The following is a 15,852-nucleotide window of genomic DNA, read 5'->3' as shown; positions in this document are numbered from 1 at the left end:
GCTACGGCTCCTTAAAGACTGTTGATCAATGTGCTGAAGATTTGTTGCGCAGCCTTGATGATCTGCGAAGACGCGGTGTAGTACTGCTGGAACTTGACCAGATTGCCGGTTTCTTCATCCAGGTCCACGCCGGACAGCGAGTCGCGGGCATTCTTGGCGTTGTCCAGGATTGCGCCCGTGGCGGCGCTGTCGAGCTTGCCCTGGGCGGCCTTGGCGCCGACGCCTTCCACCAGCTTGCCGTAGGCGTCGTTCAGGGAAATGCCTTTGCTGGCGGAATCGGTGTCGACGGTCTTGGCGGTCTGCAAGCCGGCCAGGATCGTACCGTTACGGTTGTCCAGGCTGCCAGGCTGGCTGAGGCTGATGTTGATACCTGAACCTTCGGACGGCGCCCCGGCGATGGACATGTCGAACGCGACGGTGCGCTGCACCGGCGGTACGGACGAATCCATGATCGGGGCACCGGTGGCATCCTTGAGCGGAACACTCAAGTTCAGCGTGTTGCTCTGGCCGGGCTTGATCGTGCCGCTACTGATCAAGCCGCCCTGGGCATCGAGCAGCCGGTAGGCCTGGCTGGTGCCATCGGTCGAAGTTGCACCGAACACCACTTTGACCGGCATCGAATTCTTGATGCCGTTCTGGATGATGCTGGTGGTGGCTTCGTCGTAGATGTCCAGCTTGGTGGTCATGGTCGGCTGGCCGCTGGCCGGGATGGTCAGCGTGCCGCTGCCGCCCGGCGTGATCGCGGCGCCCAGCGGGGCGGCAATCGCCAGCCGCTTGGAGTCGGTCATCTCGGTCTTGATGCTGCCCGCCGCGTTGCGGGTCGGGGTGATCTTGAACGAATCGCCGGCGGCCGCGGTGCCATTGGCGAAGGTCAGCGAGAAGCCATCGACGACCGGCGCTGGCGTGGTCGTCGTGCTGAACGCGCCCAGCGAGGTGTTATCAGGCAGGCGCTGTACGGTGTAGTTGGTGCCGCTGGTGAAGGTGATCTTGTAGTCGTTGGTGGTCAGCTTGCCGGTGTCTTCGATGGACACGTTGAAGTTGCCGGAGCCTGCGCTGTTGCCCAGCGAGGCGACGCTGCGCTGGCTCATCTGCGCGGCGCTGTTGATGCTGCTGAACAGGTTGGAACCAAACGCACCGTTCTTGTCGATGCCCGAGGCCTGGATGCTGTTCATCTGATCGGCGACAACCAGTGCCACGCGGCCCAGCTCGTTCATGGCCGGGTCGAGCACGGTGCTGCGGTAGCGCATCAGGCCACCGATCTCGCCACCGGTCATCACCTGGGTGAGGTCCATGACACTGGAGCCGCTGTTGAGCTGGATGCCAATGCGCCCCGGATCGTTCTTGTCCGGCACCGCTTCGAGTTTATTGGTGATGTTGCCCATCACCAGCGGCTGGCCGGAACCGAGGTAGATGTCCAGGCTGCTGCCGTTCTCGACGACTTGGGTGCCGGTGAAGGTCGACAGTTGGCGAATGGTTTCGCTGCGCGCGTCGAGCAAATCGTTCGGCGCGCCACCCGAATTGGAGACTTCGGCGATTTTCTTGTTCAACTGGGCAACGGTGGTGGCCAGGCTGTTGATCTGGTCGACCATGTTCGACAGGTTGCCGTTGATGTTGTCGTTCTGCGCGGTCAACTGGCTGGCAACCGAATTGAAACGGTTGCTCAAGGCTTGGGCATCGCTGAGCAGCAACTGGCGGGACGCATCGTCGCCCGGCTTGGCATTGACGTTCTGCACCGAGGCGAAGAACTTGGTCAGCGCGCCGTTGAGGCCGGTGCCACTGTCCGACAGCAGCGAGTCCAGCGGCGTGATCTGCCCCTGGTAGGCTGCCGCATCGCTGTTGAGCGAGGTGGTGGTTTTCAACTGCGCTTCAAGATACGAGTTATACACCCGACGCACATCCGCCAGGGTCGTGCCGGAACCGATGAACACGTTGCCGTACTGGTTCGACGCCTTGGTGGTCTGCACGGTCTGCTGACGCGAATACCCGGCGGTATCGACGTTGGCGATGTTGTTACCCGTGGTCACCAGTGCGGTCTGGCTTGCGGACAGACCCGACATCCCGATATTGAGCAAACTCATGGTTCAGACCTTATAAAGTCGTGGTGGCACTAGCCGACGCGTAGTTTTGGTAACTCGTCATCTGCCGGGCTATGTTCGAAATCTTGTTGGCGTAGTTCGGGTCGGTGGCGTAACCGGCCTTCTGCAACTCGCGTACAAACTGTTCCGGGTTATCGGCCGACTTCAGCACATCTTGATAGCGACTGTTGCTTTGCAGCAGGTTGACCAAGTCATGGAAACTGTCGCGGTACGAAGCGTAGGAACGGAACTCGGCGGTCTCCTTGACCATCGCGCCATTGCGGAATTCGCTGGTGATCGCCCGGGCCGAATCACCCGTCCAGTTCTTGCTGGCCTTGATGCCGAACAGGTTGTGACTGCTGCTGCCATCGGGCTGGCGCATCACCGATTTGCCCCAACCGGTTTCCAAGGCGGCCTGGGCCACCAGGTAACGTGGGTCGACACCGATGCGGTCGGCGGCTTCCTTGGCCATTGGCAGCATGGCGTTGACGAACTCATCGGCATCGCGGAAGGCTTTGCGGGCCGGCGCCAGCGGTGGCTGGGCCACGGCGCGACCATAGACCTGCATGTCGCCTTTGGGCTCGGACGCCTTGAGCGCGGCCAGCCAGTCGCCATTGGCCAATTCGCCGGTGGCCGGCTTGACGGCGGCGATGGCGCGATCCGGCAACAGGTTCTGCGCAGGGACATCGGCATTGGCCGCTGTCGACGGCACCAACCCGGCAAGCAGGCGGTCAGCCAGTTTCGGCGGCAGGGCCAAGCGACGCTGGTTGAGCAGTTCCATGTCGTTGCGGTGGACGCCCTCGCCTTGCGGCGCACTCACGGCCCGCGAGGCCCAGAGCGGACGCTCGCCGTTGCTGCGTGCCAAAGGTCCGTCGCGCAGCGTCCCGGCGGCCACTGGCGTGGGCACCGGTGCCTTGGCAACCTTGTCCAGCGCCTCCTGCTGCTTGGCGGCCGACAACGTGGCTGCTTCGCCCGATGCCAGCGGTTTGTTCTTCGACATCTGGCGCAACAGCACATCGGCCAGGCCGATACCCCCGCCTTCGCGGGACATGGAAACGGCCAACTGCTGGTCGTACATTTCCTGGTATTGCTTGGCTTCCGGCGTGTTCATCGGATTGTCCTTGCCCAGCGCCTCGGTGGCCGAACGCATGGACTTGAGCATTTCACCGAGAAACAGCGACTCGAATTCCTGCGCCACTTTGCGCAGGTTGCCTTCGCTGTTCTTGTCGCCGACCTTGAGCTGGTTCAGGCGGTTCAGGTCCGAGTAGGACCCCGAATCCCCGCTGACCAGGGCGCCTTTGCGCATATCCACCATGACCGTTTTCCTTAAATCACGATCAGGTCGGCTTGCAACGCGCCGGCCTGCTTCAAGGCTTCAAGAATGGCCATCAAGTCGCCCGGCGCTGCGCCGACCTGGTTCACTGCCCGGACGATCTCATCCAGGGTCGTGCCCGGGCCGAACTTGAACATCGGCTTGGCTTCCTGTTCGGCATTGACCCGCGAACGCGGGACCACGGCGGTCTGGCCGTTGGACAATGGCCCCGGCTGGCTGACGATCGGGTCTTCGGTGATGGTCACGGTCAGGCTGCCGTGGGTCACGGCGGCCGGGGAAACCTTGACGTTCTGGCCGATCACGATGGTGCCGGTACGGGAGTTGATGATGACTTTCGCCACCGCCTGGCCCGGGTCGACTTCGAGGTTTTCCAGGATCGACAGGTAGTCGACGCGCTGGCTCGGATCCAGTGGCGCGGTGACACGGATCGAACCACCGTCGATGGCCTGGGCCACGCCTGGGCCAAGCATGTCGTTGATCTTGTCGACAATGCGCTTGGCGGTAGTGAAGTCGGAACGGTTGAGGTTCAGCGTCAGGCTGTTGCCCTGGTTGAAACCGCTCGGCACCGCCCGCTCCACCGACGCACCGCCAGGGATGCGGCCGGCCGACGGAACGTTGACGGTGATTTTCGAACCGTCGCGACCCTCGGCGTCGAAGCCGCCCACCACCAGGTTGCCCTGGGCGATGGCGTAGACGTTGCCATCGATACCCTTGAGCGGCGTCAGCAACAAGGTGCCGCCACGCAGGCTCTTGGAGTTACCGATGGACGAGACGGTGATATCTACCTGCTGCCCAGGCTTGGCGAACGCCGGCAGATCGGCACTGATCGACACCGCCGCGACGTTCTTCAACTGCACGTTGCCGGAGCCGGCGGGCACCTTGATGCCGAACTGCGACAGCATGTTGTTGAAGGTCTGCAAGGTGAACGGGGTCTGGGTGGTCTGGTCACCGGTGCCGTTCAAGCCCACGACCAGGCCGTAGCCGATCAACTGGTTGGAACGCACGCCGGAAATGCTGGCGATGTCTTTCAGGCGCTCGGCTTGAGCGGTGAAGGCTGCCGACATCATCAGGGCACCGATCAACAGCTGTTTAAGATTCAACTGGGCCACCTAGAAAGGGAACTTCGGGCTGAGGAAGAAACGATCGAACCAACCCGGCTGACTCGCATCGGCAAAGGCGCCGGTGCCCGAGTAGGTGATGCGCGCATCGGCCACACGGGTGGACGAAACGGTGTTGTCGGTAGCGATGTCGTCGGCGCGAACCATGCCGGCGATGCGCACCAGTTCGTCACCGGTGTTGAGGGTCAGCCACTTCTCGCCGCGCACGACGATGATGCCGTTGGGCAACACATCGGCGACGGTCACGGTGATCGAGCCGGTCAGGCTGTTGCTCTGGCCGGACTTGCTGTCGCCCTTGGTGGCCCGGTCGGAGCCGTAGCCCGCATTGAGGCTCAGGTCGCCGCCACCGATCGGGTTGTTGGTGGTCAGGCTGGAGCCGAACAGCGAGGTCAGGCCGACGCTGGTCTCGCTGGTCTTGTCGATTTGCGAGTTGGCGTTCTTGCTGGCCTGGGTCCGCTCATTCAGAGTGATGGTGATGATGTCACCGACCCGGAAGGCCTTGCGGTCGCTGTACAGGTTCTGCTCGAAGCCAGCCTGGTAGATCGAGCCATTGTTGGCGGCAGCCGGCAACGGCGTGCGCGGCAACACCGGAGCGTAATACGGGTCATTGGGCCTGGGTGTCGGCGCGACACAGCCCGCGAGTGCGGTGATCCCACTCAGTGCCAGAACAGATACGAAGCGTTTCATGACCCTACCTCTTGGTGTTGCAGGCGACCCGCGGGTCGCCCTGTCTACGTGATGACGGACGTTGCGGCGTGATTACAGATTCTGCGTAACGAACGAGAGCATCTGGTCGGCGGTGGAGATCACCTTGGAGTTCATCTCGTAGGCACGCTGGGTGGTGATCATGTTGACCATCTCCTCGACGGTGCTCACGTTGGACGTTTCCAAGGTGTTCTGCAGCGTGGTACCAAAACCGTTCAAGCCTGGAGTGCCGACTTGCGGCGCGCCGCTGGCGGCGGTTTCCATGAACAGGTTGTTGCCCACCGCTTGCAGGCCGGCCGGGTTGATGAAGTCGGCGGTCTGCAGGTTGCCGATCACCTGCGAGGCCGGATTGCCCGCAATGGTGATGGACACGGTGCCGTCGCGGCCCACGGTGAAGGTCTGGGCATCGTTCGGGATGATGATGGCCGGCTCCAGGGCGAAACCGCTGGCGTTGACGATCTGGCCATTGGAATCGAGGTGGAACGTACCGTCACGGGTGTAGGACGTGGTGCCGTCCGGCTGCAGGATCTGGAAGAAACCACGACCGTCGATGGCCATGTCCAGCGGCTGCTCGGTGGTTTGCAGGCTGCCGGCGTTGAAGTTTTTCTGGGTGCCGACAATGCGCACACCAGTACCCACTTGCAGGCCCGACGGCAATTCGCTGTCCTGGGTCGACTGGGCGCCTGGCTGGCGTTTTACCTGGTAGAGCAAGTCCTGGAACTCGGCGCGATCACGCTTGAAACCCGTGGTCGAGACGTTCGCCAGGTTGTTGGAAATAGTGGAAAGGTTGGTGTCCTGGGCGGACAGACCTGTTTTGGCAACCCAAAGAGCCGGAAGCATTCGATTCTCCTCGTACGCCTGTTTTTCGGCGCGACGCTGTAATTAATAGTTAGATCTGCAAGACCCGAGCCATGGCTTCATCGCCTTCTTTGGCGGTGTTCATCATTTTCACGTGAAGCTCGAACTGCTTGGCCAGGGCCAGCACCGAGGTCATTTCATCCACGGCATTGACGTTGCTCGCCTCCTGGAAGCCCGACACCAACTGCACGTTGGCATCGATGGGCGCCGGCTGGCCGTCCTTGGTCCGGATCGTGCCGTCCAGGGTCTTGGTCATGTTCTTGAGGTCTGGGTTGACCAGCTTGATGCGGTCCACTTCAGCCATCACCCGCGGGCCTTCGCCCATGGCGCGGATGCTTATGGTGCCGTCCTGGCCGATTTCGATTTTCTGCTCCGGCGGCACGGCGATCGGACCACCGTTGCCCATCACCGGCATGCCGTTGCCGGCCCGCAGCACGCCCAGGGCGTCGACATTAAGGCTGCCGGTGCGCACGTAGCTTTCACCGCCGTCAGGATTCTGCACGGCCATCCAGCCCGGCCCGCTGACCGCCACGTCGAGGTCACGACCGGTTTCCACCAGCGCCCCCGGGGTGAAGTCAGTGGCAGGCCGTTCGGACAGGGCAAACGCCCGCGCCGGAAAGCTGTCGCCGAACACCGGCATCGAGCGCGCCTGCTCCAGGTCTTTCTGAAAACCATTGGTGGAGATGTTCGCCAGGTTGTTGGCATGGGCCCGTTGCGCCAGTGCGTTCTGGCTGGCGCCGGTCATTGCCACATAAAGGTACTTGTCCACTGTCGTTCCTCTGCATGCCGGACGTTTGCCGCCCACTGCTGTGTTGCACAGCCTTAAGCAATTTGCAGACCAACTTTTTTCTGGCGGGCCCAGGCCTGGAAAACAAAGGGCCTGGGGGATTCAGGGAGCACCGCTCAGATGTGCTGAAGTCGAAAAACCGGCGGTGTCATGCCGCTAAGTGGCAAGGGCTGCCAAAGCACTGCCGAGAACATCCACCACGCGATCTTGCTGATCGGTGGTTAAACCGAGCCACATAGGCAAACGCAACAGCCGCTCGGAATAACCATCGGTAATTTCCATCGAGCCATGCACCCGCCCATAACGCGCCCCACCGGGCGATGAATGCAGCGGCACGTAATGGAACACTGCATAGATCGATTGGCTCTTGAGCGTCTCGAGGACCAACTGGCGCTCCACGCCAGGGGCGAGGAGTACGTAATACATATGCGCATTATGCTGGCAATGTTCAGGAACGATCGGACGACGCAGCAACCCTTGCTGCTCGAGCCCCGCTAAAGCGGCATGGTAGCGGTCCCAGATCGCCAGGCGGCGATTGGTGATGGCTTGCGCCTCTTCCAACTGGGCCCAGAGGAAGGCAGCCGTCATCTCTCCAGGCAGGAACGAGGAACCCACCTCTTGCCAGGTGTATTTATCTACCTCGCCCCTGAAGAATCGACTGCGATCGGTACCTTTTTCGCGAATGATCTCGGCTTGCAATGCCATTGCAGGATCATTGACCAGCAACGCCCCCCCCTCTCCCGAGATCACGTTCTTGGTTTCGTGAAAGCTGAATGCACCAAGGTTTCCGATACTGCCCAAGGCTCGACCCTTGTAGGTTGACATCACACCTTGCGCGGCGTCTTCAACCACCGCCAGCCCATGCTTATGCGCAATAGCCAGGATAGTGTCCATCTCGCAGGCCACACCGGCGTAATGGACAGGCACGATAGCCTTGGTCCGTGACGTTATTGCCGCCTCGATCAGGCGCTCGTCGAGGTTCAGGGTATCAGGACGAATATCGACGAAGACCGGCACCGCGCCACGCAATACAAAGGCATTGGCAGTGGAGACGAAGGTATAGGAAGGCAAGATGACTTCGTCCCCAGGCTGGATGTCCAGCAACAACGCCGCCATTTCCAGCGCAGCCGTACATGAGTGGGTGAGCAATGCCGTGTTGCAACCCGTGTGCGACTCCAACCAACGGTGACAACGCTTGGTGAATGGGCCATCACCGGCGAGCATGTTGCCGAATTTGGCCTGGGCAATGTAGTCCAGTTCTTTGCCGGTCATGTACGGGCGGTTGAAGAATATCGTTTCGTTGCTCATTGCAAACTTCCCTGGGTGGGCATAGTAAATAGTGGCGCACGGCACAAACCTCAAACCGTACTGATCCGCCCACCTATCTGACTGCCGATATCAAGATTTTCATAGAAGTACGGGGTGAATCCGGCGCGCTTCATGGCCTGCTGGGTTTCAGTAATATCGTATTCAATCCGATGCAGGTCGAACGTTTCGCCGTCCCAGGTCGCGAAACTTGCCCGGGGATCACCATCACGTGGCTGGCCGACTGAACCGGGATTGCAATAGACCTTGCCTTCCCCGTTCCACAAGTACTGGACGTGGGTATGGCCTGAGGCGAAATACCGGCCAGGCAACGGCGCGAAATACGCTTGTGAAGGGCGCACGTATTCGTCCAGCGGATCGTTCCAACCGCCATGAACGATGCTCAATCCATGCTCGATCGAGCGTTCAGGAAGCGATTCCAACCAGGCCAGGTTCTGGGAGGTGATGATGCCCCGCTGATAGTCCAGGCAGGCATTGGCGCTATTGGAGCGAGGGCAGCGCTCATCCCTGGCAAGGTACCAATCATGATTGCCCATCACGGAGAAAATGTTTCGCTCACGCAGGGCTTCGCAGCACTCATTGACTTGACTGTAATAACCGGCCGTATCACCCAGGCAGATAATCCGCGACGCTCCCAGCTCATCCAACTTGGCAAGCACTGTCCGCAGGGCGCTGTAGTTGCCATGTACGTCAGAAATGATTCCGATCATAGACAATGAAATCCTCTATATAACGAACAGCGAAACCACTGCGAATGGTTGGCTGGGCCGGTGTTTTGCCATCGAGGTAAAAATCCAGGCACATGGCCGCCTCGTTGTAGCCGAATGCGCGCCGTATCGAACTGGTCGAAGATATTCGCGGGTTGATCTCCAGCAGACTCCAGGAGCCATCGCTGCCACGACGGAATTGCAAGTTGGTCGGGCCCTCCGGCTTGAAGGCGCAGCACAACCTGGCGACTGTTTTATCCAGCGAATCATCCTGATACACCCAGGCCTTGGCGGTGGACCCGTCCGACGCCAGCTTGCGCTGGAAGGCGATGATCGGACCCGTGTCGCCGTGGCCATCGCCGAACGCCGCCACGGTGAATTCATCGGCCGCGCTGCCAATGATGGGTTGCGCCATGAGGTAGTCACCGAGCAAGGCCGCGTGAGGCGTAAAGTCGCGCTCCTCGCGAACCCAGACCAGCCCTTTGGAGGCGTAGCTTCGGCGCGGCTTGAGCAAGAACGGCAGACCCAAGGCCGCCTTGAGCGAGTGAAAATCCCCCGACAGCAAGCTGGGAATACGGCTGGCATCCCCCAGCGCCACCAGCGCCTGGTCCATGGTCCACTTGTCTTTGGAAAGATCGATCAAGCGCTGGTTGTTAAGCACAACCTGACAATCGAACGTCGCCAACAACGCTCGGTTATCCGACAGCCAATGGACATCCTGCTCGATCCCGGGAATCAGCAGGTCGACCTCATGCCTGGCCAGCGTATCGCCCAGCCACTGACCGTACTCCGGATCGGCGGTCAACGGGGCCTGCACGAATACATCGCTCCAGCCACGACCGACAGCGTCGTCGTAGATATCCGTGCCGACCAGCCGGACAGAGGGGGCCGCCTCGCGAAACGACTTGAGCAGACCGTAGCCCATGATTGCACCTACGCCAGTCACCATGACGGTCTTCATGACAGGCTCTCCCGGTGCGCTCTCATCCGCTCAAAACCCTGGTGAACATCGATTCGCGGGACGAAACCTATTTGCTCGTACAAGTCATGCCCACAGTCAAAGGGAGGCAGATCGGGAATATCGTTTTTTTCCGGCAGGAAGCGGACGTCCGACGGCTTGCCAAACGCCTCGAACGCGGCCCGGGCAATCTCGGAAAGACGCGGACTGTCGGGATGGCCGCAGTTGTACAAGCCAGCAATGCCCTGTTCCGCCAGCCGCGCGCAGACCTCGGCAAGATCACTCAAGTGCAGATAGTTGCGCCGGGGGTCGTTGCTGCCATACAGCTCGACGGTGCGCCCCGCCTGCGCCTTGTCGGCAATGGCGTACAGCAACGGTTGGTGAGGCCGGCACTGCTCGCCGTCATCGTAGACCTGACTGATGCGCAGGACCGTCAACGCCATGCCGCGCTCCTGGCAATACAGACTCGCCACTTCCTCGGCATGGCGCTTGGACAGCGAATAGATGCCGAAGTAGGGATCCGTCGCCTGGTGGCTGGCCCAACGCGACGACAGCAGAATGAAATGACGCGCCCCGCACTGTTCGGCCAAGCGGCAGGCAGCCAATGCACCGACACTGTTGACCCGTTCGGCGCGAATCAGATCATCTGGCTGGCCACCGCCAAAATCGGCCGCTGCCAACACGACCACGTCGAAGCGCTCGTCGCAGGCGCCGGGCTCCTGATTATTCAAGTCAAAGGCAATATCAGCGTCCCGGCGCCCCGCCAATTTGACTTGGCCATAGCGCGACAACTCCCGGGCAACGGCCTTGCCAACGACCGAAGTACTTCCTATGACCAGGCTTTTCATGACGGGACGACTGTCGCTTCCAGCATCATTGCACAACAAAGTTCTGGATAATCGACGCCTACGGTGCACATGGCTTGAATGATGTCCGGACTCAAGTTCAAGTCTTTCAATTGCCCGGTGGTGAAGGGTTTGAGGAACACGCCTTCCTTGCGCACTACCTGGAGGCCCGCGGCTTCAATTTCAGCCGTCAGGGCCTGTAGCGAGTAGCTGCGCCTATGGCCCAGCTCCAGATCGCCACTGCCCAGCGCCGTCATGTCGCCAAGCAGTCCAGCCGCATGACCGAACCGCCGATGCAGGGATTCGCCATTGGGAACCAGCACGAAGCAACGACCACCCGGAGCGAGGAAGCGCTTGAACCTTTGCAGCACGGTCTGTGGATCATCGACATGCTCAAGGATAAAACCCATCACGATGAGATCGAAACGCTTGTCGGTGTCGAATGTCTCGAAATAACTTTCGACGATCTCGGCCGTATTGTCCGGGTATTGGGACTTGAACTGGGCGATCACCGATGCGGAGCCGTCGATGACTGTGTGCTCGCTGAAGAACTGCGAGAAGCGGTGGGTGCTGAAGCCATGGCCAACACCAAGCTCCAGCAGGCTCTGCTCCTTGGTGCACAGCGCCATGATGCGTTGGGGATACCAATTGAGAATGATGTTGTTGTCAAACGCGTAGCCAAAGCTGTCGCTGTAGGCTGCGATGAAGGTATCGAGATCGTTGCTCATGTCACAGGCTCTCCGCTGAGCGACCAAGGTCATATTTGTAGGGATCAATCGGCCAACCAGGCCCGTCGCCAGGCGTCCAGGCGCTCGCCTTCGAGCAGCCACTGCGCCCGCACCGTCGACTGCAAGGCGTCTCCCAGCGTCGCAGAAGCCTCACGGTCTTCCAGGTGCAAGCGAATCGCCCGGATCCAGTCTTGCGCCTCGTTACTGACCCGGGACAACGGCAATACCTCGCCGCCGACAAAACCCGGCACCCGGCTGCAAATGACCGGATGGCCGCACGCGGCATGCTGCAGGACACGCAAGTCACCCGAGCAGGCATTACCCAAGGTTTCAGCCATGGGTACCAGTGCAAGATCCAGATTCAAGGCTGCCATGGCGCCCGCCAACTGCTGTTGCGCGACCGCTGGGTGCCGCTCCTTCAGAAAAGGCTGCAGTGACGCGGGGCAGTCGCCCAGCACCACCCAGTCCACTTCGCCAGCGAACGCGGGCAGCACATCCGCCAGCAATTGCGTATCTTTACCGCCCAGCCAGCCCAGGCGCGGCTTGGGTCCCGTGCGTCGCTTGCTTTGTACCCGCCCCCAGGCGGTCGGCAGCAGGGTTTCCAGCACGCGGATATCGTCGTGCTGGCCCTGCAACAGTTCGGCCAGCGCCGGCGTGGGGACCAGCACCCGATCGGCCTGCAGCATGCCGAACCGCAGACGCTCCAGCAGCTCATCGGCAGCGTAGTCGCCCTTCAACTCCATCTGCGGCAAGTAACCGTCCAGATCGTACACGGTGAAGGCTTTGGAAAACGCCCTCAGGCGGCTCAGGGCGAGCAGCCCGGCGTCATCCAGGGGGCGTTGCAACACGATGGTCGTCGGCGCCAGGCGCTCGATCTCCACCGGCGATAGCAGGCTCGAAACCGCCGCGCCTTCGATTTGCCCCGATTCAAGCAACGTGCTGAACGGCTGGACCAATCGCGAATAGGCCCCCGCCCGCTGGTCGGTGACAAAAACCAGCACCCTTGGCACGCTGCCTTGCAGGGGATACCAGCACAGATCCTTGTTTTCCCGGACAAACCCTTCGCCGGCGCGCAGCGAAAGGTTGGCATTGTAGGCCGGGTCGCGGGCCAATTGCGGCAACCAGCGCGCGAACAAGGCATCCTCCTGTTCGCTACTTGCACGGGTAACTGCCGCCGGGTTGACCAACAGCCGCGAGTGAGGCGTCCAGACGTTCAGGTAACCGGCCTGCTGCAGCTTCAGACACAGATCGACATCGGTCCAGGGCGCCAGCAGCGGGTCGGTGTCGAAACCATCGGCTTCGAGAAACAGCTCCCGCCGCAGCATCAGGCATTCACCGCCCACTGCGGAGCAGTTCTGCTCAAGCCCAAGCCGCCCCATGTAACCCGTCGACTGCGATGACAGGCCCTCAAACGCCCGACCGACGACTCCGCCCTGTCCCAACACAAGGCTCGCCTGGCGTATGCGGCCTTGGCTATCCTGCAACTTGCCTCCCACGGCGCCCACTTCCGGACGCTGGGCGTGATTAAGCAACGCTTGCAGCCATTCAGGCTCAAGCACAACGCTTTGCGCATCGAGCCAGAGCAGGTACTCGCCGCGCGCCTCTTGAGCCGCCGCATTACACATAGCGGCACGCGACTGCCCGGGCATGAACCGCAACACCTGGAACCGGCCTTCGCCCATGTCCTCGACCAGCCCCAGCCACTCCAGCAATGCGGGCTCGTCGTTGCCCGGTTCAACCAACAAGACCTCGAAGTCCACCGCACGGGTCTGTGTCAGCAGACTTTCCAGGCAACGCTGGAAATTCGCCAACTGTCCTTGCAGGTAAATCAGAATACTGACCGAGGCCTGCCGCTCATGACCGTAGTCGATACGATAGCGGCCCGGCTCCAGTACAATCGCTCGCGCCTGGGCGTAACCACGTGCTTGCAGGTGCGCATCGATGACCGCACGCTCGTCCGCGCATTCCGACTGCCGCACCTCGTTGGCGATCAACAGGGGTTCGTTGACATGACCGACGCTCGCCACGCCCTGCTCGCTGATCAAGCGCAACTGGTAGGCCAATTCAAAGGCATCACCGCAGCCATTATCAAAACCGCTCAAGCGCACCAGCGCCTCACGACGGTACAGCCAGTGACGGGAATGGCTGGCCGGAAACGCCAACAACAAATCCAGATTCAGGTCGGGTCGCAACGAGAGGTCGATCACACCGCCCGTACGCTGCGCCTCGTCGGCGTACACCGCCAGGCACCCGTCGGGCGCATCAAGCAGATTCAGAGCCGTCACCAGCAACCCTGCGGCGATGAACTCCTCCCCCGCCTCCACCAGCATGAACCAATCGCTCTGGACGCCCTCGAGCAAGCCATTGATCGCGGCTGCCGGTTGCTTGGGATCACACGCCAACCACTGGACGTTGGCTCGCCCCGGGTCGGCGGCCCCCATCACGCACACATGGATGCGCTGGTACAACTGTCGATCCAGGCTGTCCAGGGTGTGAGCCAGCGCCAACTGATTGCCGTCATCGCGGACCAGGACAGTGAAACTGGGTGCAGCCACGCTCGCCAACCGCTCTTCGATCTGACGCAATTGCTGCGCCGTCGGGTAACGTTGGCGCAACCAGTCGAGCGCACCCAGACGATTCCCAACCGCCTCTCGAACGGCAGACGCCTGGGTTTTCGCAATAAACACGTCCAGTTGCTGCCAGAAAGACGCAGTGCGCTCAACGTAACGTTGCAGGACGTCGCCCAGGCTTGCCCGCGCATGTTCCAACGGGTCCGGCTGATCGAGCATGGCGAAGCCGACGCTGCCGAAGAAACTATTGTCGAGCAGTGGCTGGTCGACGCCATGTCCCGGAATGAAGATCACCGGGCAGCCACACAGCACTGCCATGACGCAGGTCATTGACCACTCATAGCTGTACATCACCTCGGCATTGCGCAGCAGCTCGGCCAGCTCAGGCAAGGACAAAGGATTGGCCATGCTCAGCAGGCGCACATCCGCTGGCAGTAGCGAGTAGTCGATCTGGTCCAATGGGTGGCGGTTCTGATAGAGATAGCTGCCTTTACGCACAACTGCGGCGCCCACCGTCGAGAACATTTCGATATCGATCGCCGGCAGGCACAACAGGTCACCGTCAAGGTCACCACGGTGCTCGGCAAGCCGGGCGGCGTAATAGAACAACAAATCGGTGGGCGCGGCGTCCATGCCTTTCCCCGTGAGGAACCCCTCGAAATTCAGGAGAAAACGCGCCACGACCGCACAGTTGAGCGGATTGCCGGGGAATACCTCGGGATAAACCGCGATCGGCACCTTGCCCGCTGCCATATGGCGCTGTTTGATCGCAGAACTGATCACCGGCGTCTTGAGGTCTGGATTGACCACTTCGGTGCCGCAAATATAGGCCTCACGACCACTGAGGTTGAGCATATGACAGAGGTAGTGCAGCGAGACGACGCCCGACGACGATTCACGGTAAGCAGGCGCCAAGAAGTAGTACGGATGCTCGGGTTTGGCATACATCAGCCGTAGACGCGCCAACGCCTGTTCAAGCGAATGAGCGTCCAGCTGCGCAAGGTTCGACATCGGGTGCAATCTCCAGAATCAAGTCAAAAAGGGTGTCACTGGCAAGGCCCGCTCAGGCAGCCCTTTTTTCCAGAAAAGCCGATGCATCCGCGCCGGTGTTGAACAACAGGTCGATGACGCTGACCGCATGCTGGAACTCGCCGTACACCTGTGGATACTCGGGATAGCCGGCATAGCTCATGTACGACACGGCGATCCCGTTGGCGGCGAACGCCGCTTCGTCGAGGTAGTGACTGGCGGCGGGTCCAGAGAGGTATTCGTTGGCCCCGAGGGCCTGGCAGAGGTGGATCAGGCGTTCATTCTTGCCCTCTACGCCCCCCAGATCCTCGGAACGGTGAAGCGGCGTATGGATGCCCAGCAGGGGACACAAGCCCGCGATAAACAGGTGGTTGATGCGAGTCAGCAGGGTGAGGTCGGCTGCCTGCTCGTAGAGCGCGCGAATCGGCGCTTCCATCTGGGCGAAGCACGGTGCGCGCCGGTAGCTCTGCTCGATCGTCTTCCAGTGCGCGGCGGCCCAATCCGGACTGGTGATCTGGACTTCATTGATCAACTGTCCGAGACGGCCCTTCTTCTTGACGGGAATACTGAGCCAATGCTCACCCTGGGCAGTCTTGATCTTGTTACGGTTGCGCCAGTCACTCCGGGTGTACTGGACGTCGTCGTACAGGATGAACGCATCGACGCTGCGGATCAGATCGAAATACCCCTTCCAAGGGATGTAGTTCGACTGCACCACAGCTATTTTTTTTTGCATCCTGAGCCTCACGTACGCAGCCGAAACAAGGCCTCAGCCCTGTCAAAAAAACGCCACCTACTTTGAATAAGCGGGGG

Annotated in this window: 13 protein-coding genes; all 13 read right to left on the bottom strand. The window is 60.9% G+C overall.

Translation table 11 applies throughout. From position 1 onward, the window contains the following. Positions 1-11 precede the first annotated feature (11 nt). On the bottom strand, positions 12-2,078 hold the full coding sequence (gene flgK / locus J3361_RS19900) for a flagellar hook-associated protein FlgK (RefSeq protein WP_207966011.1): 2,067 nt from the start codon (positions 2,076-2,078) through the stop codon (positions 12-14). 10 nt (positions 2,079-2,088) lie between these two features. Next, positions 2,089-3,387: a flagellar assembly peptidoglycan hydrolase FlgJ gene (flgJ, locus tag J3361_RS19895; protein ID WP_207966039.1), complete on the bottom strand. Its 1,299-nt coding sequence runs from the start codon at positions 3,385-3,387 to the stop codon at positions 2,089-2,091. Positions 3,388-3,401: 14 nt separating this feature from the next. Then, positions 3,402-4,475: a flagellar basal body P-ring protein FlgI gene (locus tag J3361_RS19890; protein ID WP_207966038.1), complete on the bottom strand. Its 1,074-nt coding sequence runs from the start codon at positions 4,473-4,475 to the stop codon at positions 3,402-3,404. A gap of 42 nt (positions 4,476-4,517) precedes the next feature. Then, positions 4,518-5,213 carry a flagellar basal body L-ring protein FlgH gene (gene flgH, locus J3361_RS19885; protein WP_207966010.1) on the bottom strand — a complete coding sequence of 232 codons (696 nt, stop codon included), beginning with the start codon at positions 5,211-5,213 and terminating at the stop codon, positions 4,518-4,520. A gap of 72 nt (positions 5,214-5,285) precedes the next feature. Continuing rightward, positions 5,286-6,071, bottom strand: coding sequence for a flagellar basal-body rod protein FlgG (gene flgG, locus J3361_RS19880; RefSeq protein WP_057448533.1), 786 nt, complete (start codon positions 6,069-6,071; stop codon positions 5,286-5,288). Positions 6,072-6,120: 49 nt separating this feature from the next. After that, positions 6,121-6,858 (bottom strand): flagellar basal body rod protein FlgF, encoded by a 738-nt coding sequence (locus J3361_RS19875; protein WP_207966009.1) that lies wholly within the window; start codon positions 6,856-6,858, stop codon positions 6,121-6,123. Positions 6,859-7,032: 174 nt separating this feature from the next. After that, positions 7,033-8,184 (bottom strand): dTDP-4-amino-4,6-dideoxygalactose transaminase, encoded by a 1,152-nt coding sequence (rffA, locus tag J3361_RS19870; RefSeq protein ID WP_207966008.1) that lies wholly within the window; start codon positions 8,182-8,184, stop codon positions 7,033-7,035. 50 nt (positions 8,185-8,234) lie between these two features. Continuing rightward, on the bottom strand, positions 8,235-8,912 hold the full coding sequence (locus J3361_RS19865) for a metallophosphoesterase family protein (protein WP_207966007.1): 678 nt from the start codon (positions 8,910-8,912) through the stop codon (positions 8,235-8,237). After that, positions 8,893-9,870 carry an ATP-grasp domain-containing protein gene (locus tag J3361_RS19860; protein ID WP_207966006.1) on the bottom strand — a complete coding sequence of 326 codons (978 nt, stop codon included), beginning with the start codon at positions 9,868-9,870 and terminating at the stop codon, positions 8,893-8,895. Before J3361_RS19860 ends, J3361_RS19865 begins: the two co-directional genes overlap by 20 nt. Next, on the bottom strand, positions 9,867-10,715 hold the full coding sequence (locus J3361_RS19855; RefSeq protein WP_207966005.1) for an NAD(P)-dependent oxidoreductase: 849 nt from the start codon (positions 10,713-10,715) through the stop codon (positions 9,867-9,869). Before J3361_RS19855 ends, J3361_RS19860 begins: the two co-directional genes overlap by 4 nt. Continuing rightward, the gene (locus tag J3361_RS19850) at positions 10,712-11,440 is read right to left on the bottom strand and encodes a class I SAM-dependent methyltransferase (RefSeq protein ID WP_207966004.1); all 729 of its coding nucleotides are present in this window, start codon (positions 11,438-11,440) and stop codon (positions 10,712-10,714) included. The genes J3361_RS19855 and J3361_RS19850 overlap by 4 nt, the downstream gene beginning before the upstream one ends. A gap of 44 nt (positions 11,441-11,484) precedes the next feature. Then, complete coding sequence (locus J3361_RS19845; RefSeq protein WP_207966003.1) at positions 11,485-15,021, bottom strand: glycosyltransferase; 3,537 nt, start codon at positions 15,019-15,021, stop codon at positions 11,485-11,487. 52 nt (positions 15,022-15,073) lie between these two features. Then, the gene (locus J3361_RS19840; protein WP_207966002.1) at positions 15,074-15,775 is read right to left on the bottom strand and encodes a WbqC family protein; all 702 of its coding nucleotides are present in this window, start codon (positions 15,773-15,775) and stop codon (positions 15,074-15,076) included. Between the last annotated feature and the right edge of the window lie 77 nt (positions 15,776-15,852).

Origin of the sequence: Pseudomonas sp. OA65, from assembly GCF_017498305.1 — a bacterium.
Lineage (GTDB): Bacteria > Pseudomonadota > Gammaproteobacteria > Pseudomonadales > Pseudomonadaceae > Aquipseudomonas > Aquipseudomonas zanjanensis.
This window is presented reverse-complemented; position numbering and strand designations above follow the sequence as displayed.

Excerpts from the sequence above, each read along its gene's own strand:
- flgK (WP_207966011.1), bottom strand. The coding sequence starts at position 2,078 with ATGAGTTTGCTCAATATCGGGATGTCGGGTCTGTCCGCAAGCCAGACC.
- J3361_RS19890 (WP_207966038.1), bottom strand. The coding sequence starts at position 4,475 with ATGATGTCGGCAGCCTTCACCGCTCAAGCCGAGCGCCTGAAAGACATC.
- flgH (WP_207966010.1), bottom strand. The coding sequence starts at position 5,213 with ATGAAACGCTTCGTATCTGTTCTGGCACTGAGTGGGATCACCGCACTC.
- flgG (WP_057448533.1), bottom strand. The coding sequence starts at position 6,071 with ATGCTTCCGGCTCTTTGGGTTGCCAAAACAGGTCTGTCCGCCCAGGAC.
- rffA (WP_207966008.1), bottom strand. The coding sequence starts at position 8,184 with ATGAGCAACGAAACGATATTCTTCAACCGCCCGTACATGACCGGCAAA.
- J3361_RS19865 (WP_207966007.1), bottom strand. The coding sequence starts at position 8,912 with ATGATCGGAATCATTTCTGACGTACATGGCAACTACAGCGCCCTGCGG.
- J3361_RS19860 (WP_207966006.1), bottom strand. The coding sequence starts at position 9,870 with ATGAAGACCGTCATGGTGACTGGCGTAGGTGCAATCATGGGCTACGGT.
- J3361_RS19855 (WP_207966005.1), bottom strand. The coding sequence starts at position 10,715 with ATGAAAAGCCTGGTCATAGGAAGTACTTCGGTCGTTGGCAAGGCCGTT.
- J3361_RS19850 (WP_207966004.1), bottom strand. The coding sequence starts at position 11,440 with ATGAGCAACGATCTCGATACCTTCATCGCAGCCTACAGCGACAGCTTT.
- J3361_RS19845 (WP_207966003.1), bottom strand. The coding sequence starts at position 15,021 with ATGTCGAACCTTGCGCAGCTGGACGCTCATTCGCTTGAACAGGCGTTG.
- J3361_RS19840 (WP_207966002.1), bottom strand. The coding sequence starts at position 15,775 with ATGCAAAAAAAAATAGCTGTGGTGCAGTCGAACTACATCCCTTGGAAG.